Origin of the sequence: Gordonia prachuapensis, assembly GCF_036350515.1 — a bacterium.
GTDB lineage: Bacteria > Actinomycetota > Actinomycetes > Mycobacteriales > Mycobacteriaceae > Gordonia > Gordonia prachuapensis.
Genome location: NZ_JAZDUE010000013.1, coordinates 149,908 through 174,046, shown reverse-complemented (window position 1 = coordinate 174,046; position 24,139 = coordinate 149,908). Strand labels below are relative to the sequence as shown.

Below are 24,139 nucleotides of genomic sequence, written 5' to 3'. Positions count from 1 at the left end.
AGTTTCGGCGGCCATAGCGGAGGGGAAACGCCCGGCTCCATTCCGAACCCGGAAGCTAAGCCCTCCAGCGCCAATGGTACTGCACCCTAACCAGTGTGGGAGAGTAGGACACCGCCGAACACAACTTGAGCAACGGCCCTGTATTCGAAGCAATTCGAGTACAGGGCCGTTCGCGTGTCTTCGTGAGTTCCTGCCGGCGTCTGGTCGGCGACTCGACCCGATGCGGCGATGCGTTCATCGACCGCCACCGCACTTCAAGGCATAGATTGGCTGCTATGAGTGACCGCGACCGGTTCGAGCGACGAGATGGTGGCCCGCGCAGGGACGACTCGTCGCGTCGTACGAATACATCCCGCAGAGACGGTGAACCCCGTCGCGCCGGCGGTGCTCGACGCGACGGCCGACCAAATAGCAGCGCCCCGAGGGCGGGGCGTCCCCAACGACCGTCCCGCGGAACGGGTTCGGCAGGTCGTCCCGACGAGCCGCTGCTCCCCGACGACGTCGCCGCATCCGACCTCGATACTGAGGTCAGGCGCGATCTTCTGACGCTCGACAAGACCAATGCGGAGAATGTCGCTCGGCACCTCGTCATGGTGACCCGACTGCTGGAAGACGATCCGGCAACAGCCCTCGAGCATGCCCGTGCGGCGCGTCGTCGCGCCGGCCGTGTCGGGCTCGTCCGCGAGACCCTGGGCATCGCCGCCTACAGCGCGGGTGAGTGGCAGGAGGCCGTGTCGGAACTGCGGGCCGCCCGGCGCATCACCGGCAACCCCGGATTGTTGCCGCTGATCGCGGACGCGGAACGCGGGCTCGGACGCCCCGAACGGGCAATCGAGATCGCACGCAGCGACGACGCACGCAAACTCGAGGGCGATGATGCCACGGAGATGCGGATCGTCGAGTCCGGTGCGCGGATCGACCTGGGCGAACCCGAGAAGGCGGTGGTGACACTGCAAACCGGCGATCTGTCGCCGGGGCGCAGCGGCACCCCGGTGGCGCGCCTGTACTACGCGTACGCCTCTGCTCTGCACGCAGCAGGGCGCGTGGACGACGCGGTCACGTGGTTCATGAACGCCGCAGCGGCCGACGTCGAGGATGTCACCGACGCTGAGCTGCGGCTCGTGGATCTCACCGACCCCGAGGCGGCGGAGACGGCCTCCCAGGCTGAGCGGCCAGAGCACGACTCACTCGGCGATGACGCGGCCGACAGTGTGGTCGTCAGTGACGCCGTTCCTGCTGATGCCATTGCCGCCGAGTCTGCCGCACCTGACACGCTCGTGGCAGCGCCGCCCGCCCCGGACGCGGCGGCGCCGACGACCCTGCCCGCAGAGGTGGCGGAGGCTGCTGAAGTCGGCACCGACTCCGGCGCATCAGTCGTCGTCGACCGGCCGGTGGAGACACTCGCCTCGCGCTATGACGCGCTGCTGCTCGACCTGGACGGGACGGTCTTCGCGGGCCATCGGGCGTTGCCCGGTGCTCTGGACACCCTCGAGAACATCGACACCGCACGGTACTTCGTCACCAACAACGCCAGTCGCCGTCCCGCCGACGTGGTCACCCATCTCACCGAGATGGGTTTCACGGCGACCGCGGAGCAAGTGATCACCAGTGCCCAGTCGGCTGCCCGGTTGCTGGCGGAGCATCTCGATCCGGGATCGCGTGCGCTGGTCATCGGGACCGATGGGCTCGCGCAAGAAGTGCGCGAAGTCGGCATCGCGGTGACCCGTAGCGCCGACGATCGTCCCGCAGCGGTGATCCAGGGGCACTCACCGGAAACGGGCTGGGCCGAACTGTGTGAGGCCGCGTTGGCAATCGGTAACGGGGCCTTGTGGATCGCCTGCAACACCGACGCGACCCTGCCGTCCGAGCGGGGCAAGCTCGTCGGCAACGGGTCGATGGTGGCCGCGGTGGCCAATGCCACCGGCAAGGAGCCCCTCGTCGCGGGCAAGCCGGCGGCACCGTTGATGGCCGACGCGATCGCGCGCAGTCGTGCGTCGCGACCACTGGTGGTCGGCGACCGCCTGGACACCGACATCGAAGGTGCACACGCGGTCGGGCTGGACAGCGTGCTGGTGCTCACCGGTGTCAGCTCGGCGATGGACCTGCTCGTCGCTCCGCCCGAGCAACGTCCCACGTACGTCATCCGCGATCTGACCGGCTTGCACGCGGGGGCGAACGCCGTGCGCATCGGACCCCATGACGGCTGGGATGTCGAGCTGGACGGATCGGCCGCGACCATTCGGACCGACGGGCCGGCACGCCCGGAAACGGTGGTGCCCGCGCTGGCCGCGGCGGTCTGGGCAGCCGCCGACTCCGGTGCGCTCGACGACACGGACATCACTGTGACCAGCCCGAATCCCGACGTCGTGCGCGTTTTGGAGTCGGTCGGCATCATCCCGGTGCGCTAGCGTTGATGAGGTCATGAGCGAATCCGAGAATCCTGCGCCGACTGCCGCCTCGCAGTCCGGTACGACAACGGTCCCACCGCGTCCGGGGCCTCACATGATGCCCGGTGCGATCGGAACGTCCGGCACGCAGGACGCGGACGAACCGGGCAGCGACGTCGACCCCGCGTCCGTGACCAGGTCGGTGTCGGACCTGCTCGAGCAGGTGGACGATATCCGACAGACCACCGGGGGATCGTTCGACCTTGCGGCCTTGGGCCGCCAGACCGAACTGCTCGAACGTGCGCACGAGGTGCTGACGGCGGCTCTCGACGACGTCGACCCACGATGACGCGGGGCTGACCGTGGCCCCACGCGCGCGACTCGACGCCGAACTCGTCCGTCGCCACCTGGCGAGATCCCGCGAACATGCACGCGGCCTGATCGCCGACGGCCTCGTCAAGGTCAACGGTGTCGTCGCCGCCAAACCCGCCACCAACGTCGCTCGCGACACCCCGATCGTGGTGGCAGAGACCGTCGGCGAGGAGTGGGCGTCGCGCGGCGCGCACAAGCTGCTCGGCGCGTTGGACGCATTCGAGGCGTCGGGTCTCGCCGTGGACGGCAGGCGATGCCTGGATGCCGGAGCATCCACCGGCGGGTTCACCGACGTCCTCCTGCGCCGGGGGGCTGCGCAGGTGGTCGCGGTCGACGTCGGGTACGGCCAACTGGTGTGGCGCTTGCAGAACGATCCGCGGGTGAGCATTCACGACCGCACCAACGTGCGGCACCTGCGAGCCGACGACATCGGCGGCCGGGTGGACCTCGTCGTCGCGGACCTGTCGTTCATCTCCCTCGGGCTGGTGCTGCCGGCGCTCGCCGGCGCGGTGCGACTCGGGGGTGACCTGATCCCGATGGTCAAGCCGCAATTCGAAGTGGGCAAGGACCGCGTCGGCTCGGGCGGTGTGGTGCGCGATCCGGCGCAGCGGATCGATGCGGTCCTGGGAGTGGCGCGGGCTGCGCGGCAACTCGGATTGTCGACGCTGGGCGCGATCGCGAGCCCCTTACCGGGACCGTCCGGCAACGTCGAGTACTTTCTGTGGCTGCGTCGGGACCACGCGGACCACCGCGGCGCCATTCCGGACCCGAACCGGCCCGGCACGGATCCCGGGGTGCCGGATAGGGTCGGAGATCGAGCAGATGAGGCGCCGGATGACGACGTCGTCGCCGGCGACTCCGGGGCATCCGACGACCCGGAATTGGTCGCGATGATCACACGGGCCGTCGAAGACGGGCCCCGCTGACAGACGAAGGGACCACAGTGGCCAATGACGAGGTCGCCGGTCCGGGGGAGCATCGGGAGTTCCTGGTGGTCGCTCATACCGGTCGAGAAGTCGTCACGCAGACGATGGACTCCATCGCGCGGTATTGCGCTGCGGCCGGTGTACGGCTCCGGGTGGTCGACTACGACACGAAAACCCGTGACACGGTTGCCACGGAGTCCGACGAGGGCCCGACCGGACGGGCGCGCCCGGTGAGCCATCCGGTCGACACCGAACATCTGCGCGATCTGGGTGCCGCCGTGCAGCTGGCATCGCCGGAGCCGGCGTCTGCCGAGGGGTGCGAACTCGTGATCGTGCTCGGTGGTGACGGCACATTCCTTCGGGCCGCCGAACTGGCCTATCCGGCGCAGGTCCCGCTCATCGGGATCAACCTCGGACACATCGGGTTCCTGGCCGAAGCGGAAGCCAATCGAGTCGACGCCGTCATGCAGCAGCTCATCGCCGGTGACTATCGGGTCGAGCCGCGAATGACCCTCGATGTGACGGTCATCGACCCCGCCCGGCCCGACAACCCCGTCGCACGTACCTGGGCATTGAACGAGATCGCCATCCTCAACGCCCAGAACAAGGGCGTCCTCGAGGTGGTCACCGAGGTCGACGGCCGGCCGGTGTCCGCGTTCGGGGCCGACGGCGTGCTGGTGTCGACGCCGACCGGTTCGACGGCGTACGCGTTCTCCGCGGGCGGACCGGTGATGTGGCCGGATCTCGAGGCCATCCTGGTGGTCCCGAGCAATGCCCACGCGTTGTTCGCGCGCCCACTGGTGACCAGTCCGCTCTCACGCGTGGCGGTGGAGATCGACAAACGCGGCCGCGCCGCTGTGGCGTTGTGTGACGGGAGACGTCGGATCGATGTCTCGGCCGGTGCTCGGGTGGAGGTGGTCCGAAGTGACCGATCGGTGCTGTGGGTACGAATCGACGCCGAACCGTTCACGGACCGACTGGTGACCAAATTCGACCTACCGGTGACGGGATGGCGGGGGAGGCAGACCTGACGATGTTGGAAGAACTGTCGATCGAGGGACTCGGCGTCATCGAGCGGGCGTCGGCACGATTCCATCCCGGATTCACCGCTCTCACCGGTGAGACGGGCGCGGGCAAGACCATGATCGTGACGAGCCTGCACCTGCTGTCTGGAGCGCGCGCCGACGCGTCCCGGGTCCGGTCCGGGGATACGAAAGCGACCGTCGAGGGCCGGTTCCGGCTCGCGTCTTCGGAGTCGACCGCGGATCAACCGGTCACCGACCCCGTCGTCGGCGAGATCCTGGAGGCGTCGGGCGCCGAGGTCGACGAGGACGGCACCGTCATCGCGATCCGGTCGGTCGGTGCCGATGGGCGCTCCCGTGCCCACCTCGGCGGCCGATCGGTGCCCGTCGGCGTGATGGGACGGCTCACCAATCACCTGCTCACCATCCACGGACAGAACGATCAGCTGCGGCTGATGAAGCCCGAGCACCAGCGGGCCGCGCTCGATGCGTTCGCCGGGTCGTCGGCGACGACGGCGATCGAGGCCTACCGCGCGGCGCGCGACGAATGGATCACCGTTCTCGACGACCTCGACGCCCGCCGCACCGACGAGCGGGAACTCGCCCAGGAGGCGGACCGGCTGCGGTTCGGAGTCGACGAGATCTCCGCGGTCGATCCACAACCCGGCGAGGACGAGGATCTGGCCGCGACCATCCGGCGTCTGACCGACCTGGAGAGCATCCGCACCGCAGGTTCGCAGTCCCATGAACTCGTCGCCGGCGACGAGGGATCGGTCATCGACGGCCTGGGACAGGTCCGCAGCATCCTCGAATCCAGCGGAGATGATTCGCTGCGCGCTCTGCTGCCGAGGGTCGGCGAGGCGCTGACGGTGATCACCGATGTCGGCGACGAACTGTCCGGATTCTTGGCCGATCTCCCGGCCGACGCCGAGGAACTCGACAAGATGCTGACCCGGCAGGCGGACCTGAAGGCCCTGGTACGCAAGTACGCTCCCGACATCGACGGTGTGATCGCCTGGCGGGACACCGCCCGTGCGCGACTCGCCGAGATCGACGACCCACAGCAGTCGATCGAAGAACTCGAAGCAGCCGCTGCCGCCGCCCGGGACAAGGTGACCGAAGCGGCATCCAAACTCCGGCGCCGACGTCGCACCGCCGCCAAGTCGATGGCGACCAAGGTGTCGAGCGAACTGGGCGGACTCGCGATGGGCGATGCGGCCCTGTCCGTGGATGTCGGTATCGAAGCCGCGGCGGACGACGACCGCCTCGCGATCGAGCTCGACGGGGTGCGTGCGCACGCCGGGGCGTCGGGGGTCGATAGTGTCGAGTTCGCACTTCTCGCCCACAAGGGGGCCACTCCGCTGCCGATCGCCCGTTCGGCCTCCGGTGGTGAGCTGTCCCGACTCATGCTCGCGATGGAGGTTGTGCTCGCCGCGCCGACGAGTGGTTCGGTGATGGTGTTCGACGAGGTCGATGCCGGCGTGGGCGGTCGCGCCGCGGTCGAGATCGGCCGCCGCCTCGCGCGTCTCGCGAGCGCCCATCAGGTGATCGTGGTGACCCACCTACCCCAGGTCGCGGCTTTCGCCGACAACCACCTCGTGATCGGCAAGACGTCGGGCAGCGGCAAGAACCGTCCGCACAAGAGCACTGTCCGCACGCTCGATCGCGACGAGCGCGTCGCCGAACTCGCACGAATGCTCGCCGGCCTCGGTGATTCCGACACCGGTCGCGCCCACGCCGAGGAGTTGCTTGCCACCGCAGAAGCGGAGAGGGGCCCGGCGTCTGACGGTTGACCCCAGCGACGGGCGACACGGGTGAGTGTGTTACTCGTGTGACAAAAGTTGCAGTTGTTGCGGCGCGCCTCCCGGAAATCTCCGGGTCCCGTGTCGATCATGGGCGTCATGAAGATGCCTGCTCTGCTCGCCCGCACGACCACCGAACTGCCTGGCGTCACCGGAATCGCCAGGATCGACAAGAACACTCGGCGATTGCTCGACCGGGTCGGGCCGGGCGACATCGCCATCCTCGACGAGATCGACCTCGACCGTGTCACCGCGGACGCGTTGGTGGCCGCCAACGTCGTGGCGGTCGTCAACGCGTCGCCGTCGATCTCGGGACGCTATCCCAACCTGGGGCCCGAGGTGCTGGTCGCCTCCGGGATCGCGTTGCTGGACAACGTCGGCGACGAGGTGTTCAAGCGGGTGAAAGACGGCGCGAAGCTGCGCATCGACAACGACCGGCTCTACGTCGGTGAACGACGCCTCGCGCTCGGCACCGAACTCGCCGAGCACGACATCGCCGACAAGATGATCGAGGCCAAGACCGGTCTCGTCGACCATCTGGAAGCGTTCTCCGGCAACACGATCGAGTTCATCCGCAGCGAGTCACCGTTGCTGATCGACGGGGTCGGCGTGCCGGACGTCGACGTGAACCTCGCCGGCCGGCACGTGGTCGTCGTCGCCGACGGACCCGATCGCGAAGCGGATCTGCGGGCACTGAAGCCGTTCATCAAGGAGTACTCACCGGTGATCGTCGGTGTCGGGGCGGGTGCCGACACCCTCATGAAGGCCGGGCACAAGCCGTCGCTCATCGTCGGCGACCCGGACGAGATGAAGACCGCGACCCTCAAATCAGGTGCGCAACTGGTGCTTCCGGCGGACACCGACGGCCACGCGCGCGGCCTGGCCCGGATTCAGGATCTGGGCATCGGTGCCACCACGTTCCCGGCGGCGGGCAGTGCCGCCGACCTCGCGTTGCTGCTCACCGACTACCACGGCGCCGACCTCATCGTCACGGTCGGCTACGGCGGAACGCTCGACGACTTCTTCGATCGCTCCCGCCGCGAGAGCAACCCGTCGACGTTCCTGACCCGCCTCAAGGTCGGTCCCAAGCTGGTCGACGCCAAGGCGGTCGCCACCCTCTACCGCAGCCGGGTGTCCGGTGCCGCCATCGCGTGCGTCATCCTGGCCGCCCTCATCGCGGTCATCGCGGCGGTCATGCTGTCCAACATGGGCCCCGAGGTCATCGACTGGTCGGTCGCGCAGTATCACCAGGCCGTCGAGTGGGCCCAGGGAGCGTGGAACAGGTAAGCGATGATCTCTCTCCGGCAACATGCGATCTCGCTCGTCGCGGTGTTCCTGGCGCTGGCGCTCGGGCTGTTCCTCGGGTCGGGTTTCGTCGGGGACCGGGTCAACTCGCTCACCGGCGCTTCACGCGACCGGATCGGTGACCTGGAGACCGAGCGGGATCAACTCAACGAGCAACTCAACGCCGCCAACAGTTTCGACGCGGCGATCGCACCGCGACTGATCACCGGAGCGTTGCGCGGCCAGTCCGTGCTGGTGGTGACATCGCCCAACGCCGCCGAGACCGATGTCGACGCGGTCAAGGAGTCGTTGTCGACGGCAGGGGCCCAGTTCGCCGGCCAGGTCGCGTTGACCGACGACCTCGTCGCCGACGAGAACGCCGAGCAACTGCGCACCATCGTCGACCAGACGATCCCGGCCGGCACCACCCTGCGCGCCGAGCTGACCGATTCCGGCGGCCGTGCCGGCGATCTCCTCGGTGCATTGTTGCTGCACCCCGAGGGGCAGGCCGCAGCCGACCCCGGCGACATCCGCCTCGGCCTCGAGGCCCTACGTGAAGGTGGCTTCGTCGCCGCGGCGGACAACGCGGTCTCGGCCGCCGACCTGGTGGTGGTGGTCACCGGTGATCCTCTCGGTGACGACGCCGGTGCGCGTGGACAGCTGATGGCGCGACTCGCGGCGGCGATGGCCGCGCGTGCCCAGGGCGGCGTCCTCGTGGGTCGATCGGGCTCGGCGAGCGGAGGATCCCCCATCGCCGTGGTGCGGGCGGACCCCGCGCTGGGAAACGCGGTGTCGACCGTGGACAACGTCGATCAACAGACCGGCCTGATCACCACCGTGCTCGCTCTCGCCGACGAGGCCGAGGGCCAGACCGGCGCGTACGGGACGGGGGCGGGCGCACAGGCGATCACCGTCGGCGCCGGACCCGGTCCCGCCACCTGATCGGTGAGGACACACTTCTCGGCTGCCCGCCGGACCGCGAGCACGGCCGCGCGGTGTGGCGGCAGTCGATCGGCCGGGGAGGTGTTACCCTGGAGTCCCGTAGGTAATCAGGGTTTTCTGGCCTGGATCGGCCGACGGGAGACGGGTTTTGCGACCACTTCGCCACATGCACGATGGCACCAAACACATCTTCGTGACGGGCGGTGTCGCGTCGTCCCTGGGCAAGGGACTGACCGCATCGAGTCTCGGACAATTACTCACCGCTCGTGGCCTACGGGTCACGATGCAGAAGCTCGACCCGTATCTGAACGTGGACCCGGGCACGATGAATCCGTTCCAGCACGGCGAGGTCTTCGTCACCGAGGACGGTGCCGAAACCGACCTCGACGTCGGACACTACGAGCGGTTCCTGGACCGCAACCTCTCGCAGTCGGCGAATGTCACCACCGGACAGGTCTATTCAACGGTCATCGCGAAAGAGCGGCGCGGCGAGTACCTCGGTGAGACGGTGCAGGTGATCCCGCACATCACCGACGAACTGAAGGCTCGGGTGCTCGCGATGCGCGAGCCCGGTGAAGACGGTGAGGCCCCCGACGTCGTGATCACGGAGATCGGCGGAACCGTCGGCGACATCGAGTCGCAACCGTTCATCGAGGCGGCCCGACAGATCCGCCACGACGTGGGTCGCGACAACGTCTTCTTCCTGCACGTGTCGTTGGTGCCGTACCTCGCCCCGTCCGGCGAACTCAAGACAAAGCCGACACAGCACTCGGTCGCGGCGTTGCGCAACGTCGGCATCCAGCCCGACGCCCTGATCCTGCGGTGCGACCGGGAGGTCCCCGAGGGTCTCAAGAAGAAGATCGCCCTGATGTGCGACGTCGAGATCGAGGGCGTGATCTCCACCCCGGACGCACCGTCGATCTACGACATCCCGAAGGTTCTGCACCGCGAACAGCTCGACGCCTACGTGGTGCGGAAGCTGGGGCTGCCGTTCCGCGACGTCGACTGGACCGAGTGGGGCGAACTGCTGCGCCGGGTACACGACCCGCGTGAGACGGTGACGGTTGCGCTGGTCGGCAAGTACGTCGACCTTCCCGACGCCTATCTGTCGGTCACCGAGGCCATCCGCGCCGGCGGGTTCGCCTGGAAGGCGCGGACCGACATCAAATGGGTGCCGTCGGACGAATGCAGCACCCCGGAGGGTGCGCAGGCGGCACTCGGCGATGTACACGCCGTACTGATCCCCGGCGGCTTCGGTATCCGTGGCATCGAGGGCAAGGTCGGCGCGATCTCGTACGCACGCAAGCGTGGGATCCCGCTGCTCGGCCTGTGCCTCGGCCTGCAGTGTGTGGTGATCGAGGCGGCGCGATCAGCCGGTCTCGACGACGCGAGTTCCACCGAGTTCGACCCGGACACCCCGTATCCGGTCATCTCGACCATGGCGGATCAGGCCCAGGCCGTCGCCGGCGAGGCCGACCTCGGCGGCACGATGCGACTGGGTGCGTACCCGGCGAAACTGGAGGCCGGCAGCGTCGTCGCGAGGTCCTACGGCAGCACGGACGTCTCCGAGCGTCACCGGCACCGCTACGAGGTGAACAACGCCTACCGGGACAAGATCGCGTCGTCGGGCCTGGTGTTCTCCGGCACCTCACCGGACGGGCATCTCGTCGAGTTCGTCGAGTACCCACGGTCGATCCATCCGTTCCTGGTCGCCACGCAGGCGCACCCCGAACTCAAGAGTCGCCCCACCCGCCCGCATCCGCTGTTCCGGACGTTCATCGAGGCCGCGCTGAAGTACAAGGCCGAGGAACGTCTCCCGGTGGACATCGGCGACTACGACAGTCCGACCGAGGGCGGAGACGGATCCCACGGTCACGACCGGGCGCATGAGGGCGACGACGTGGAAGCCGACGCTTGACCGGCACGGTTCGCGGCGGTGACGGGCCGGGCAGTCACGACTTCGCGGTACAGGACACGCGGACGGTCTACGACGGAGCGATCATCACCCTGCGCATCGACGACGTCGCGATGCCCGGCGGTCGGGTTGCCGAGCGGGAGGTCGTGGAGCACTACGGTGCGGTAGCGGTCGTCGCCCGTGACGACGAGGGTCGGATCGCGATGGTGCGCCAGTATCGTCACCCGCTGCGGAGACGTCTCCTGGAACTTCCCGCCGGGCTGCTCGACGCCGGACCCGACGAATCCCCTCTCGACGCCGCGAAGCGCGAGCTCGCCGAGGAAGTCGATCTCGCCGCCGACCACTGGCATGTCCTGGTGGACCTCGCGCTGTCGCCCGGTTTCACCGACGAGGCGTTGCGCCTGTACCTCGCCGAAGGACTCCACTCGCTCGACTCCGCCGAACGCCACGACGAGGAAGCCGACATGGCGGTCGAATGGGTGAGGCTCGACGACGCCGTCGCCGGTGTCCTCGCCGGCGAGATCGTCAATGCGACGAGTGTCGCGGGCATCCTTGCGGTCGCCGCGGCGGACGTGCGCGACGGGGGTCTGCGGCCCGTCACGGCACCCTGGCCGGATGAGCCGACGGCGCTGCGCGCGCGGCGGCCGACACGGTGAGCGGGATCGCTGTGCCCACCGAGACCGTCGCCGACCAGGTCACCCGTTATCTCGACCACCTGACCGTCGAGCGCGGGGCGGCGACCAACACCGTGAACTCCTACCGCCGTGACCTGGGGAGATACGCACAGTATCTGGTCGCGCGGTCCATCGAGGGCCTGGGCGAGGTCACCACCGACGACGTGCGAGAGTTCCTGGTCGAGCTCCGCCGCGGTGACTCGGACGCCGGCCTTGCCCCGCTGGCAGACAGCTCGATCGCGCGAACATTGGTGTCGGTCAGGGGGTTTCACAAGTTTGCGGCCGCCGAGGGTATCGTCGCCGCCGACGTCGCGCACGAGGTGCGGCCGCCGCGACCGGCCCGCCGGCTCCCCAAGTCGCTGCCGATCGACGAGGTCCTGGCGATCCTGGAGTCCGCCGGAACCGACGAGCATCCCCGAGGGCTGCGTGACCGTGCGCTGCTCGAACTCCTCTACAGCTGTGGTGCCCGCATCACCGAGGCGATCTCCCTCGACATCGACGACTTCGACACCGACGCCCGCGCGGTCCGCCTCCACGGCAAGGGCGGCAAGGAGCGTGTGGTCCCGGTCGGCGGGCCGGCGATCGCTGCGATCGAGGCCTATCTGGTGCGTGGTCGACCGGCTCTGGTCCGGCGGGCCGAGCCGGCGCTGTTCCTCAACGCCCGCGGCGGACGGTTGTCGCGGCAGAGTGCGTGGCAGGTGCTCGTCGACGCAGCGCGCCGTGCCGGGCTCGACAAGGCGGTGTCCCCGCACACCTTGCGGCACAGTTTCGCCACGCACCTCCTCGACGGCGGCGCCGACGTCCGGGTGGTGCAGGAGTTGCTCGGGCACGCGTCGGTGACCACCACGCAGGTCTACACACTGGTCACCGTCAACACGATGCGTGAGGTGTACGCCACGGCCCACCCGCGCGCGCGGTGAACCCCGTCTGGCAGGAAGGCCTGTTCCACATCGGCGATGCGTCGCAGGATCCGGCAGGTCACCCACTACTCTGGGACCAGCAATTCACGAGCGGGACGAGCGAAGGGAGCGGCGGACACGTGAGCACCCCGGGGCCACCGCGGTCTGCCGACGAGCAATATCGGATACCGGTCGCGCAGTCCCACGACACGGACGACGACGATCACCACGAGAACGAGATCGGACCCACCGGTCGTCCCTACCGGGAGATCCCCGAACCCCGACCGCTCGACCGTCACGGCCCGGCCACCGTGGTCGCCGTGTGCAACCAGAAGGGCGGCGTGGGCAAGACGACGTCGACCATCAATCTGGGCGCTGCCCTCGCCGAGTACGGTCGCCGTGTCCTGCTCGTCGACCTCGACCCACAGGGCGCGTTGTCGGCCGGACTGGGTGTGCCGCATCACGATCTGGAACAGACGGTCTACAACCTGCTGGTACCGCCGCAGGCGGCCACCGACGAGGTGTTGATGCGGACCCGGATCGACGGACTCGATCTGCTGCCCAGCAACATCGACCTGTCGGCCGCCGAGATCCAGCTCGTCACCGAGGTGGGGCGTGAGCAGTCGCTGGCCCGGGCGCTGCATCCAGTTCTCGACCGGTACGACTTCGTGCTCATCGATTGCCAGCCGTCGCTGGGTCTGCTCACCGTCAACGCGCTGGCCTGCGCCGACACCGTGGTCATCCCCATGGAGTGCGAGTACTTCAGTCTCCGCGGACTCGCGCTGCTGACCGACACCGTCGACAAGGTTCGTGACCGGCTGAACCCGAGACTGACCCTCGGCGGCATCCTCGTCACCATGTTCGATGCGCGCACCCTGCATTCCCGTGAGGTGATGGGGCGGGTCGTCGAGGTGTTCGGCGACGCCGTGTACGACACCGTCATCAGTCGTACCGTGCGGTTTCCCGAGACCAGTGTGGCCGGTGAGCCGATCACGTCGTGGGCGCCGAAGTCCGCGGGCGCGAAGGCATATCGTGCGCTCGCGCGCGAGGTGATCGCTCGCGACGCCACGTCGGCATGACCGACGGTCCGGTCGGCAGTGCAGCGGTCGAGCCTCCTGTAGCCGACGCCGATGCGGCGGACAACGACACGGCTGGACCCGTCGGCTTCCAGGTGCGACTGCCCAACTTCGAGGGCCCGTTCGACCTGCTGCTCAACCTGATCAGCCAGCATCGACTCGACGTCACCGAGGTCGCGCTGCACGAGGTGACCGACGACTTCATCGCCTACACCCGTGACCTGGGTGCCGAGGTCGGACTCGAACAGACTACCGAGTTCCTCGTCGTTGCGGCCACGCTGCTCGACCTGAAGGCGGCCCGCCTGCTGCCGTCGGGTGAGGTCGACGATCCCGAGGACCTGGCACTGCTGGAGGCGCGGGACCTGCTGTTCGCGCGGCTGCTGCAGTACCGTGCCTACAAGCAGGTGGCGGCCCTGTTCGGCGAGCTCGAAGCAGCTGCCCTGCAACGCTATCCGCGTGCGGTGTCGCTGGAGAAGCAGTTCGAGGACCTCCTTCCCGAGGTGACGCTCGGAGTCGACGCGGCAGGATTCGCGAGCGTTGCCGCCACCGCGATGACACCGCGGCCGGTGCCCACGGTCGGGCTCGACCACCTGCACGACATGCACAGCGTGTCGGTGCCGGCGCAGGCCGAGCGCATCGCCGGCCTGCTCACCGCGCGGCCCGGCGCATGGCTCTCGTTTCACGAGTTGACCCTCGGATGTGCCTCGGGGCTGGAAGTCGTCGGAAGTTTCCTGGGACTGTTGGAGTTGTACCGCGAGCGAGCGGTCGCGTTCGAGCAGCCCGAGGCGCTCGGTGACCTGCGGGTCACCTGGACCGGTGACCGCACGGTGGACGACCTGGACATGAACAAGGCGGAGGACTACGGATGAGCGATCAGGCCGATTCCGCGACGGACACTGCGCCCGAAGCCGCGATGTTCGACGTCGAGCCCGAGCCGACGCTCGACGACGGGCACCTGCGCTCGGCCCTCGAGGCGGTACTGCTGGTCGTCGACACGCCGGTGACCGTCGACGAGCTCGCCTCCGCCGTCGGCGAGGACGCCGCGCGAGTACGGGCCATGGTCAGTCGCATGTCGGAGGAGCTCACCGCCGCCGGAAGCGGGATGGACCTCCGATATGCCGGCGACGGGTGGCGGTACTACACCCGCGCCGACTACGCGCCCTACGTCGAGCGACTGTTGCTCGATGGGGCCCGGTCCAAGCTGACCAGGGCGGCGCTGGAGACACTGGCCGTGATCGCCTACCGTCAGCCGGTCACACGGGCGAGGGTCAGTGCCATCCGCGGCGTCAACGTCGACGGGGTCATCCGCACCCTGGTCGCGCGGGGGCTGATCAACGAGGTCGGGGCCGACCCGCAGACCAGCGCCATCACGTACGCCACGACCGAACTGTTCCTCGAGCGGCTCGGCCTGGCATCGCTGGACGAACTGCCCGATCTGGCGCCGCTGCTGCCGGATGTCGACCTCATCGACGACCTCGACGACGAGATCTCGTCTGATCCACGATTCGCCAAACTCGGCGGTCACCGGTCAGACTCGACAGGGAACGATTCATCCGGGTCGGACGCGGACGCGCCCGAATCCGGCACCGACGATCAGGAACGATGACATGGCATCCGCTGGCCGAGACGGCACACCGGGTCCGCGCCGCAAGAAGCAGGCACGGACGCAGGGCACCGGCAAGAACACCCGCAAGACCGGAGACAAGGCGAACCCGAGGGTCGCCGGCACCTCGTCCAAGAAACCGCACCGCAAAGGTTCGTCGAAGCCCGACGTGTCGTCGGGCAAGGTGCGGCTGAACAACGCCAAGCCGGCCCGCCACCAACGGCCCGATTCCGACACCGGATGGCGCGACGACGAGTCGGGTGCGACCTATGTCGCCGACGGCGTGCGTCTGCAGAAGGTCCTGGCCGCCGCGGGTGTCGCGTCCCGACGCGGAGCCGAGGAACTGATCGCCGCGGGACGGGTCGAGGTCGACGGCGAGATCGTCACCGAGCAGGGCCTGCGGATCGACCCCGACACCGCCATCATCCGCGTCGACGGAGCCCGTGTGGTGATCGACGAGGACAAGCAGTATCTGGCGCTCAACAAGCCCAAGGGGTGGCAGTCCACGATGGCCGACGATCAGGGTCGCCCGTGTGTGGGTGACATCGTCGCCGAGCGGGTCATGGCCGGACAGCGCCTCTTCCACGTCGGACGCCTCGACGCGGACACCGAGGGGCTGCTGCTGCTCACCAACGACGGCGAACTCGCACACCGGTTGATGCACCCCTCCTATGAGGTCCCCAAGACCTACCTCGCCACCGTCCGTGGGGAAGTGCCGCGATCGCTGGGCAGAACCCTGCGCGCCGGTATCGAACTCGAGGACGGCCCGGTCGTCGTCGACGGGTTCACCCCGGTCGAGGTTCACGAGGGCCAGTCGCTGGTGCGGATCGTCCTGCACGAAGGACGGAACCGGATCGTACGTCGCCTCATGGAAGAAGTCGGATTCCCGGTGACCGGACTGGTACGCACCCACATCGGCACGGTCGCGCTCGGCGATCAGCGCCCGGGCAGTCTCCGCGTGCTCAACAAGAACGAGATCGGTGCGCTGTACAAGGCGGTGAACCTGTGACCACGCCGAACTCGAACGGTCCCCGGGTCATCGCGATCGACGGACCGGCCGGAACCGGGAAGTCGACCGTGTCGAAGATCCTCGCCGACCGCGTGGGCGCGCGGTTCCTCGATACCGGCGCGATGTACCGGGCGGCAACCCTCGCCGTGTTGAATGCCGGTGTGCCCCTGCAGGATGCCGCGTCGATCGGTACCGTCGTGGACGCGGCCGACATCCGGCTCGACGTGGCCGAAACCGGCTCCACGACCTACCTCGACGGCGTCGACGTCTCGGTGGCCATCCGCACCGACGAGGTCACCGACGCAGTGTCGGCGGTCTCCGCGGTACCGGAGGTCCGCACCAAACTCGTCGCGGTACAACGTCGGGAGGCCGACGGGTCGTTCGTCGTGGTGGAGGGTCGCGACATCGGCACGGTCGTGTTCCCGGACGCCGATCTCAAGATCTTCCTCACCGCGACACCGGAGGCCCGAGCGGTCCGACGGCACCGGCAGAATCTCGCGGCCGGCCGCGACAGCGTCCTCGACGAGGTGCTGGCCGGGGTGAACCGGCGTGATCACCTCGACTCCACCCGGACTGTGTCACCGCTTCGCCCGGCCTCCGACGCGGTCCTCGTCGACACGAGCGACCTGACCCTCGACCAGGTGATCGACACCCTCGACAACCTGGTCCGCGATCGGATCGGAGTGCAGTCGTGAGCGAACACGGTTCAGCGGGAGAGGATCTCGCGCAGCCCGGCGACGGGACGTGGTCGGACGAGTCGGACTGGGAGATGTCCGGCGTCGACGTCGACGGCCTGCCGATCGATGCGACCCCGGTTCCCGTTGTCGCCATCGTCGGGCGCCCGAACGTCGGCAAGTCGACCCTGGTCAACCGTATTCTCGGCCGCCGCGAGGCGGTCGTTGAAGACATTCCCGGTGTGACCCGGGACCGGGTGTCCTACGCCGCGAGCTGGTCCGGGCGACGATTCACCGTCGTCGACACCGGCGGATGGGAGCCGGACGCCAAGGGGCTGCAGCAGGCGGTCGCCGCGCAGGCCGAGTTCGCGATGCAGTCCGCCGACGCCATCGTGCTGGTCGTCGACGCCACGGTCGGTGCGACGGCCACCGAGGAGGCCGTGGCCCGGGTGCTGCGTCGGTCCAAGACCCCTGTCGTGGTCGCCGCCAACAAGGTCGACAGCGAGCGGGCCGAGGCGGAGGTCGCGACGCTGTGGTCGTTGGGACTCGGCGAACCCCATCCGGTGTCCGCGGCCCACGGCCGTGGCGCGGGTGATCTGCTCGACGTGATCCTCGAGGTGCTGCCCGAAACCCCCCGCGAGGCACCGTCGCTCGGCGGCCCGCGACGCGTCGCGCTCGTCGGGAAACCGAACGTCGGCAAGAGTTCGCTGTTGAACAAGCTCGCGGGATCACAGCGTTCGGTGGTCGACAACGTCGCCGGCACCACCGTGGACCCCGTCGACGAACTCGTCGAACTCGGCGGCAGCACATGGCAATTCGTGGACACCGCCGGTTTGCGCCGCAAGGTGCGAACGGCCAGCGGACACGAGTACTACGCCTCGCTGCGGACGCGCTCGGCCTTGGAGGCCGCGGAGGTGGCGATTCTGCTGATCGACGCCTCCGATCCGATCACCGAGCAGGATCTGCGGGTGCTGACGATGGTGATCGAGAGCGGCCGCGCGCTGGTCATCGCGTTCAACAAGTGGGACCTCGTGGACGAGGATCGCCGCTACCAGCTGGACAAGGAGATCGACCGAGAGTTAGCGCGGGTGCCGTGGGCGCGCCGGGTCAACATCTCCGCCACGACCGGGCGAGCGGTGCAGAAGCTGGTACCGGCACTCGACGGGGCACTGGAGTCATGGGACAAGCGGATCCCCACCGGCCGGCTGAACAACTGGCTCAAAGAGGTCATCGCCGCGACACCACCGCCGCTGCGCGGCGGTCGACAGCCGCGGGTCATGTTCGCCACCCAGGCCGCAACCAGGCCGCCGACTTTCGTTCTCTTCACCACCGGATTCCTGGAAGCGGGCTACCGCCGGTTCCTGGAACGCCGCCTGCGTGAGGAGTTCGAATTCGACGGTTCACCCGTGCGGATCAACGTGCGGGTGCGCGACAAACGGGAGCAACGCCGCAAACGCTGACCATGTGCGGCGCGAGTGGTTGGTCATGCGATACTGCCACTCGTGCTCATCATCGGAATCATCCTGTTCGGAATGCTGATCGGCGCGGGAGCGCAACTCGTCCTCGGCAAGGGCGCCAAGGGGATCGACTGGACGTTGGCGATCGTCGCCGGACTCGTCGGGTCGTTCGTCGGCGGTCTGTTGATCAGCCTGCTGTCTGGCGACGGCCTGGAGTTCCGCGCGAGCGGCATCATCGGCTCGATCGTCGGTGCCATCCTGATCACCGCAGGCTGGATGTTCTACAAGGGTCGTTCGGCCGCCAACTGACCGCGGCCTGACCAGGCGATTGGATCGGAACACCCGTCGTCGGCTAATGTCATCAGGGCCTCGTTCGCGGGGCAACGGGCTGTGGCGCAGTTTGGTAGCGCACTTGACTGGGGGTCAAGTGGTCGCAGGTTCAAATCCTGTCAGCCCGACAACGAAGCGGTTCCTTGTTCAGGGCCCATTCTTGATGGGTGGATGAACCAACACTTGGCAGCAGAGGTCCAATGGGGCAGACCCGATGGAGCCGAGCGCGTAATCCCAGCCCGTGGACCATCCCTCGTGATCGATTGCGGACCTTCCCGCCCAGGCCCACTCGGGTCAGGTCGCCCGTCGAATAGTGTTGTCGGGGAATCTCGTTCACAGCACCGCCCTCATCGTTGGCGAGGGAAGCCCAATGAACGCGGTGGCACACGTGGTCCACAGCGGCCGGGTCAGGCTATTGCCATGGGTCGATGGTGGGGACTCCAGAGGCCTGGAACGGGGCGGTGTCGCGGGTGGCGATAGCGAACCCGGCGGCGGCTGCGTTGGCGGCGATCATCCCGTCGGCGGTAGCTATCGCGGTTCCGGCGGCGCGAGCGACGGACATCAGGCGGGCGTAGTGGGCGGTAGCGTCGAGATCGTAGGGCAGGATGCGGCCGGCGAAGAGCGACAGTGTGTGCTCCAGTCGTTCGCTGAGTCCGTCGCGGCGGCGGCCGGTGGGTAGGACGGCCAGGCCATATCGCAGTTCACCGACGGTCACTGTGGTCAGGTACAGGGTCTCGAGATTCTGCATGTCGAGCCATTCGAGAACCCGCTGCTCCGGGCGGCGGCGCATGGGTTCGCTGACGACGTTGGTGTCGAGGATGATCACTCGCCGAACTCCATGGGTTCGTGATGCGTACGGTCGCGGTTGTCCAGCTGGGCGTGCTCTTCCTCGGTGAAGGGTTCGGTCGCCCAAATCTCGGCCAGTTGCGTGCCGAGCTTGATTCGGCCGGGTGGTTGCACGGCGTCGGTGAGGATCGCCCGTATCTCGGCCTCGGTGCTACGGCCGTGTTCCGCGGCGCGGATACGGATCGCCCGGTGCACTTCGTCGCTGAGATTTCGGACCGTCACGTTCTTCATCGCTATCATCCTCCCTTGTTGATATCGATGCTAGCAACGGACTCCGATTGATATCACCGGCTGCCGGGTTCGATGGCGAGTCCGTGATCAAAGGGGATTTGCCAGAATGGGCAGATGATCAGATCAGATGATCTCCGCGACGCGTCCGGAGTTGCACCGTGACGGCGTCAACCCCGGGGAACTCCCGACCGTCCACGTGGCTGGAGATCATCGCGGCCGACCCCGGACATTCGCACCGCTACCGTGAACGCTTCCGTGACCTGGCGGCACGCGGCCAGGACATCGACGGTGAAGCCAGGCTGATCGACGCGATGGTCGACCGCGGAGCGCATGTCCTGGACGCGGGGTGCGGAGCGGGACGGCTTGGCGGGTTCCTTTCCGCTGCAGGTCATTCGGTCGTGGGTGTCGATATTGATCCTGTTCTGATCGAGGCTGCCGGATCCGATTACCCGGGTCCCACGTGGCTCGTCGGCGACCTGGCGGAACTCGACTTGCGTGGCGAGGGGATCGACGCCGCGTTCGACATGATCGTCAGTGCAGGCAATGTGGTCACCTTCCTCGATCCCGATGACCGGCGGACGGTTCTCGCGCGATTCGCCGAGCACCTCGCTGCCGACGGGCGCGTCGTAGTCGGCTTCGGCGCAGGCCGAGGCTATCCGTTCGACGACTTCCTCGCCGATGCTGCCGCAGGGGGACTGGTGAGCGAGTTGTTGTTGTCGGCCTGGGATGTCCGGCCCTTCACGCCGGAGTCCGACTTCTTGGTCGCCGTGCTGCGACACTCTCCGCGCTGACTCGATGCCGTCCGTGGGGTAGCGCCGCCGCGGAATGGCGCGGGCCACGAAGACGTTGCTTAGCTACATGAGCGATCAACCAGAACTCAGCCCCGAGGGGTGGGTGCGTGACCAGACCGAGAAGATCCTGGAGCAAGGCACGACCGACGGCGTCCAGGTGATGGGCCGCCCAATCGTCCTGTTCACCACCACCGGGGCCAAGTCGGGCAAGAAGCGCTACGTGCCGTTGATGCGGGTCGAGGAGAACGGCAAGTACGCGATGGTCGCCTCCAAGGGCGGGGCACCCGGCCACCCGTCCTGGTACTTCAACGTCAAGGCACATCCGCAGATCTCGGTGCAGGATGGCACGTCGGTACGAGAACTCACCGCCCGTGAGCTCGAGGGCGAGGAGCGTGAGCACTGGTGGGACCTGTCGGTGGCCGCGTTCCCGCAATACGCCGAGTATCAGACCAAGACCGATCGACAGATTCCGGTGTTCGTGCTCGAGTGAACTGACGCCGGCGGCCGGCTGCGATGAATTCGTGGCGCTCGGGTGGTCTACAGGTCAGGATTTCCGACACCAGGAGATGAACCCATGACCACCACCGTCGACACCCGCTCGATCGCCGTTCCCGGCGCGACCATCACCTACGACGTCCATGCCGCCGGAGGCGACCGGACACCTCTCTTCATCTTCGGCTCGCCGATGGAAGCCGAGGCGTTCGGGACCCTCCGGGGCCACTTCACCGACCGCACAGTCGTCACGTACGACCCGCGCGGAGCGGGCCGCAGCGCGGTCGACGACCCGACCATCGAGATCGACCCCGGCCAACATGCCGCCGACCTGCAGGCGGTCCTCGCCGCAGCCGACCTCGGTGAGGTGGACGTCTTCGCGACCAGTGGGGGAGCGGTAAACGCCCTGGCCTGGATCGCCGCGTACCGGCCTGACGTGCGTGTACTGGTCGCGCACGAGCCGCCGGCCTCACAGTTCGTCGAGGACTGTGAGGTCATCGACGCGGTGGTCGCCGACATCTACGACACCTACCAGAAGCTGGGTGAGGGTCACGCGATGGCGAAGTTCATCGCGCTCGTCTCCCTACAAGGACCGCTGCCCGACGACTACCTCGCCGGTCCGGCACCCGACCCGGCGATGTTCGGTATGTCCGCCGACGACGACGGCTCGCGCGCCAATCCGCTTCTGGGACTGAACATGCGGACCTGCACCCCGTTCCGTCACGACCTCGCGGCACTCGCTGCGGCAGAGACCCGAATCGTGGTGGCCACCGGAGCGGGATCCGGTGAGCAGTTCGCCGCTCGCGGGGCGCGGGCACTGGCCGCAGCCGGGGACTTCGAGCACATGTCCGTGCCGGGCGATCACGGAGGATTCCTCGGCGGCGAATATGGGCAGACGGGTGAACCCGATGCGTTCGCCGAGGCGCTGCATCGCATTCTGGACAGCTGACGTCAGGTCCGCCCGACAAGTGAACCCGCTCCGACGCACAGGAGCGGGTTCACTTCTGCAGAGGTGCGATCAGCCGAGCTCGGCCAACCGTTGCCAGGTGTCGACCACGGTGTCCGGATTCAGCGACATCGACTCGATGCCCTGCTCGAGGAGCCATTCGGCCAGATCGACATGATCGCTCGGGCCCTGCCCACAGATACCGACGTACTTGCCGCGCGCCTTGCACGCCGAGATCGCCGCCTCGAGCATGTGTTTCACGGCCGGATCGCGTTCGTCGAACGAGTCGGCGACGAGCGCGGAATCGCGGTCGAGCCCAAGCGTCAGCTGCGTCATGTCGTTGGAACCGATGGAGAAGCCGTCGAAGTGATCGAGGAATGCGTCGGCGATCACCGCGTTGGACGGCACCTCGCACATCATGATCACCTCGAGCCCGTTCTCGCCGCGGCGCAGGCCGTGCGATGCGAGTAGTGAGATCACACCCTCGGCCTCGGCGAGCGTGCGGACGAACGGGATCATGATCTTGACGTTGGTCAGGCCCATCTCGTCGCGGACGTACTTCAGGGCCGCACACTCCATCGCGAAACAGTCGGCGAAGTCCTTCGACAGATACCGGGACGCGCCGCGGTAACCGATCATCGGGTTCTCCTCGTCGGGCTCGTAGAGGTCGCCACCGACGAGCTTCGCGTACTCGTTGGACTTGAAGTCCGACATGCGCACGATCACCGGGTGCGGTGCGAACGCCGCGGCGATCGTCGCGACACCCTCGGCCACCCGGTCGACGAAGAACTCGCGGGCACTCGGATACGCGGCGATCGCCTCACCGATCTGCTCCTTGAGCGGTTCGTCGAGGGTTTCGAAATCGAGGAGCGCCTTGGGGTGGATCCCGATCTGGCGGTTGATCACGAACTCCAGACGGGCCAGCCCCACACCGCTGTTCGGCAGTCGGGAGAACGCGAACGCCTGCTCCGGCGTGCCCACGTTCATCATGATCTTCGTGCTGATCTCGGGCATCGCCTCGATCGAGGATTCGGTGACGTCGAAGTCGAGCAATCCGTCGTAGACGTATCCGGTGTCGCCTTCCGCGCAGGAGACGGTCACCTCGCGTCCGGCCTCGAGTGACCGTGTTGCCCCGCCGGATCCGACGACTGCCGGGATGCCGAGCTCACGGGCGATGATCGCGGCATGACAGGTCCGTCCGCCGCGGTTGGTCACAATGGCGCTGGCGCGCTTCATGATCGGCTCCCAGTCGGGGTCGGTCATGTCCGCGACGAGCACCTCACCGGCCTGGAACTCGTGCATCTGTTCCACCGACTCCAGCACCCGGACGGCGCCGGCGCCGATGCGCGCGCCGATGGCCCGGCCTTCGACGAGGACATTGCCGGACTCGTTGAGCCGGAAGCGCTGCTGGCCCGTCACCGCAGCCCGCGACTGCACCGTCTCCGGACGCGCCTGCAGGATGTAGAGCTCACCGTCGACGCCGTCCTTGCCCCATTCGATGTCCATGGGCCGCCCGTAGTGCTCCTCGATCAGCAGCGCCTGGCGGGCGAGTGCCTCGACCTCTGCGTCGGTGAGGCTGAGTACGCGGCGATCGGCGGCGTCCACATCGACGAACTCGGTCGTCCGGCCCACCGAACGATTGTCGGTGTAGATCATCTTGGTCGCCTTCGATCCGATGCCGCGCTTGAGCACCGCCGGACGACCCGCGCGCAACGCCGGCTTGTAGACATAGAACTCGTCGGGGTTCACCGCGCCCTGGACGACCGCTTCGCCCAGTCCGTAGGAGGACGTGACGAATACCGCGTCGGCGAAACCGGATTCGGTGTCGATGGTGAACATGACGCCCGACGTACCGATGTCGGAGCGCACCATCTGCTGGACGCCCGCTGACAGGGCGACGGCGTCGTGCTCGAACTCGTGATGCACGCGGTAGGCGATGGCGCGATCGTTGTAGAGCGACGCGAACACCTCGCGCATCGCCTGCAGGATCGCGTCGATCCCGCGGACGTTGAGGAACGTCTCCTGCTGCCCGGCGAACGACGCGTCCGGCAGGTCCTCCGCGGTCGCGCTCGATCGCACCGCGAACGAGGCCTCGTCCGATCCGCCCGACAACTCGGCGAACGCGGTCCGGATGTCGTCCTCGAGGTCGGCGGGGAACGGCTGATCCATCACCGCCGCCCGGATCTCCTTGCCGGTCGCGGCCAGTGCCTGCACGTCGTCGGTGTCGAGGCCGGCGAGACGCGCGCTGATCCGGTCGGCCAGGCTGGTACCCGCCGCATCGGGCTGGTTCACGAACCGGCGATAAGCGTCGGCGGTGGTCGCGAACCCGTTGGGGACCCGGACCCCGACGTCGGTCAGGTTGCGGACCATCTCGCCGAGCGATGCGTTCTTCCCACCGACCTGCTCGAGGTCGGCGAGGCCGAGGTCGGCGAACCATCGGACGTTGCTGTTCATGAACTGG

23 protein-coding genes, 1 tRNA gene and 1 rRNA gene are annotated in these 24,139 nt (G+C 67.8%); 22 read left to right on the top strand and 3 right to left on the bottom strand.

All coding sequences use genetic code 11. The features are described from left to right. The first annotated feature begins 3 nt into the window (after positions 1-3). From rrf to V1Y59_RS16410, 19 genes are all read left to right on the top strand, one after another. Positions 4-120 (top strand): 5S ribosomal RNA (gene rrf / locus V1Y59_RS16500). A gap of 155 nt (positions 121-275) precedes the next feature. Continuing rightward, positions 276-2,408: an HAD-IIA family hydrolase gene (locus tag V1Y59_RS16495; protein WP_330506031.1), complete on the top strand. Its 2,133-nt coding sequence runs from the start codon at positions 276-278 to the stop codon at positions 2,406-2,408. Positions 2,409-2,421: 13 nt separating this feature from the next. Then, the gene (locus tag V1Y59_RS16490) at positions 2,422-2,736 is read left to right on the top strand and encodes a hypothetical protein (protein WP_330437370.1); all 315 of its coding nucleotides are present in this window, start codon (positions 2,422-2,424) and stop codon (positions 2,734-2,736) included. 13 nt (positions 2,737-2,749) lie between these two features. After that, entirely contained in the window at positions 2,750-3,685 is a 936-nt protein-coding gene (locus V1Y59_RS16485; RefSeq protein WP_330506030.1) for a TlyA family RNA methyltransferase, read from the top strand. 17 nt (positions 3,686-3,702) lie between these two features. Further along, entirely contained in the window at positions 3,703-4,716 is a 1,014-nt protein-coding gene (locus V1Y59_RS16480) for an NAD kinase (RefSeq protein WP_330437372.1), read from the top strand. 2 nt (positions 4,717-4,718) lie between these two features. Then, the gene (recN, locus tag V1Y59_RS16475; protein ID WP_330506043.1) at positions 4,719-6,500 is read left to right on the top strand and encodes a DNA repair protein RecN; all 1,782 of its coding nucleotides are present in this window, start codon (positions 4,719-4,721) and stop codon (positions 6,498-6,500) included. A 108-nt stretch (positions 6,501-6,608) separates the two neighbouring features. Further along, entirely contained in the window at positions 6,609-7,796 is a 1,188-nt protein-coding gene (steA, locus tag V1Y59_RS16470) for a putative cytokinetic ring protein SteA (protein WP_330506029.1), read from the top strand. Positions 7,797-7,799: 3 nt separating this feature from the next. Beyond that, positions 7,800-8,735 (top strand): copper transporter, encoded by a 936-nt coding sequence (locus V1Y59_RS16465; protein WP_330506028.1) that lies wholly within the window; start codon positions 7,800-7,802, stop codon positions 8,733-8,735. 166 nt (positions 8,736-8,901) lie between these two features. After that, positions 8,902-10,653, top strand: a complete 1,752-nt coding sequence (pyrG, locus tag V1Y59_RS16460) for a CTP synthase (protein WP_330506027.1) — start codon at positions 8,902-8,904, stop codon at positions 10,651-10,653. Next, positions 10,650-11,306, top strand: coding sequence for an NUDIX hydrolase (locus tag V1Y59_RS16455; RefSeq protein WP_330506026.1), 657 nt, complete (start codon positions 10,650-10,652; stop codon positions 11,304-11,306). The genes pyrG and V1Y59_RS16455 overlap by 4 nt, the downstream gene beginning before the upstream one ends. 11 nt (positions 11,307-11,317) lie before the next feature. Next, positions 11,318-12,244, top strand: a complete 927-nt coding sequence (xerD, locus tag V1Y59_RS16450) for a site-specific tyrosine recombinase XerD (protein WP_330506025.1) — start codon at positions 11,318-11,320, stop codon at positions 12,242-12,244. Positions 12,245-12,363: 119 nt separating this feature from the next. Beyond that, on the top strand, positions 12,364-13,302 hold the full coding sequence (locus V1Y59_RS16445) for a ParA family protein (protein ID WP_330506024.1): 939 nt from the start codon (positions 12,364-12,366) through the stop codon (positions 13,300-13,302). Next, positions 13,299-14,168 (top strand): segregation and condensation protein A, encoded by an 870-nt coding sequence (locus V1Y59_RS16440; RefSeq protein WP_330506023.1) that lies wholly within the window; start codon positions 13,299-13,301, stop codon positions 14,166-14,168. Before V1Y59_RS16445 ends, V1Y59_RS16440 begins: the two co-directional genes overlap by 4 nt. Continuing rightward, entirely contained in the window at positions 14,165-14,905 is a 741-nt protein-coding gene (gene scpB / locus V1Y59_RS16435; RefSeq protein WP_431309194.1) for an SMC-Scp complex subunit ScpB, read from the top strand. The genes V1Y59_RS16440 and scpB overlap by 4 nt, the downstream gene beginning before the upstream one ends. A 1-nt stretch (position 14,906) precedes the next feature. After that, positions 14,907-15,911 (top strand): pseudouridine synthase, encoded by a 1,005-nt coding sequence (locus V1Y59_RS16430; protein WP_330506022.1) that lies wholly within the window; start codon positions 14,907-14,909, stop codon positions 15,909-15,911. Next, positions 15,908-16,606: a (d)CMP kinase gene (gene cmk, locus V1Y59_RS16425; RefSeq protein WP_330506021.1), complete on the top strand. Its 699-nt coding sequence runs from the start codon at positions 15,908-15,910 to the stop codon at positions 16,604-16,606. Before V1Y59_RS16430 ends, cmk begins: the two co-directional genes overlap by 4 nt. Further along, positions 16,603-18,045 (top strand): ribosome biogenesis GTPase Der, encoded by a 1,443-nt coding sequence (der, locus tag V1Y59_RS16420; protein WP_330506020.1) that lies wholly within the window; start codon positions 16,603-16,605, stop codon positions 18,043-18,045. Before cmk ends, der begins: the two co-directional genes overlap by 4 nt. A gap of 42 nt (positions 18,046-18,087) precedes the next feature. Next, the gene (locus tag V1Y59_RS16415; RefSeq protein ID WP_330437384.1) at positions 18,088-18,351 is read left to right on the top strand and encodes a GlsB/YeaQ/YmgE family stress response membrane protein; all 264 of its coding nucleotides are present in this window, start codon (positions 18,088-18,090) and stop codon (positions 18,349-18,351) included. Between the two features lie 75 nt (positions 18,352-18,426). Continuing rightward, positions 18,427-18,500: transfer RNA gene (locus V1Y59_RS16410), tRNA-Pro, on the top strand. A 284-nt stretch (positions 18,501-18,784) separates the two neighbouring features. Here V1Y59_RS16410 and V1Y59_RS16405 read toward each other — a convergent pair. After that, positions 18,785-19,198: a type II toxin-antitoxin system VapC family toxin gene (locus tag V1Y59_RS16405; protein WP_330506019.1), complete on the bottom strand. Its 414-nt coding sequence runs from the start codon at positions 19,196-19,198 to the stop codon at positions 18,785-18,787. Further along, positions 19,195-19,449: a FitA-like ribbon-helix-helix domain-containing protein gene (locus V1Y59_RS16400; RefSeq protein ID WP_330437390.1), complete on the bottom strand. Its 255-nt coding sequence runs from the start codon at positions 19,447-19,449 to the stop codon at positions 19,195-19,197. The genes V1Y59_RS16405 and V1Y59_RS16400 overlap by 4 nt, the downstream gene beginning before the upstream one ends. 158 nt (positions 19,450-19,607) lie before the next feature. On the opposite strand from V1Y59_RS16400, the gene V1Y59_RS16395 reads away from it, so the two are divergent. The 3 genes from V1Y59_RS16395 (at position 19,608) to V1Y59_RS16385 (ending at position 21,681) form a co-directional block, all read left to right on the top strand. Further along, positions 19,608-20,240: a class I SAM-dependent methyltransferase gene (locus V1Y59_RS16395; RefSeq protein ID WP_330506018.1), complete on the top strand. Its 633-nt coding sequence runs from the start codon at positions 19,608-19,610 to the stop codon at positions 20,238-20,240. Positions 20,241-20,307: 67 nt separating this feature from the next. Further along, complete coding sequence (locus tag V1Y59_RS16390; RefSeq protein ID WP_330437392.1) at positions 20,308-20,730, top strand: nitroreductase family deazaflavin-dependent oxidoreductase; 423 nt, start codon at positions 20,308-20,310, stop codon at positions 20,728-20,730. Between the two features lie 84 nt (positions 20,731-20,814). After that, complete coding sequence (locus tag V1Y59_RS16385; RefSeq protein WP_330506017.1) at positions 20,815-21,681, top strand: alpha/beta fold hydrolase; 867 nt, start codon at positions 20,815-20,817, stop codon at positions 21,679-21,681. 69 nt (positions 21,682-21,750) lie between these two features. On the opposite strand, the gene ppsA is transcribed toward V1Y59_RS16385, so the two are convergent. Next, complete coding sequence (gene ppsA, locus V1Y59_RS16380; RefSeq protein ID WP_330506016.1) at positions 21,751-24,132, bottom strand: phosphoenolpyruvate synthase; 2,382 nt, start codon at positions 24,130-24,132, stop codon at positions 21,751-21,753. Positions 24,133-24,139: the final 7 nt, after the last annotated feature.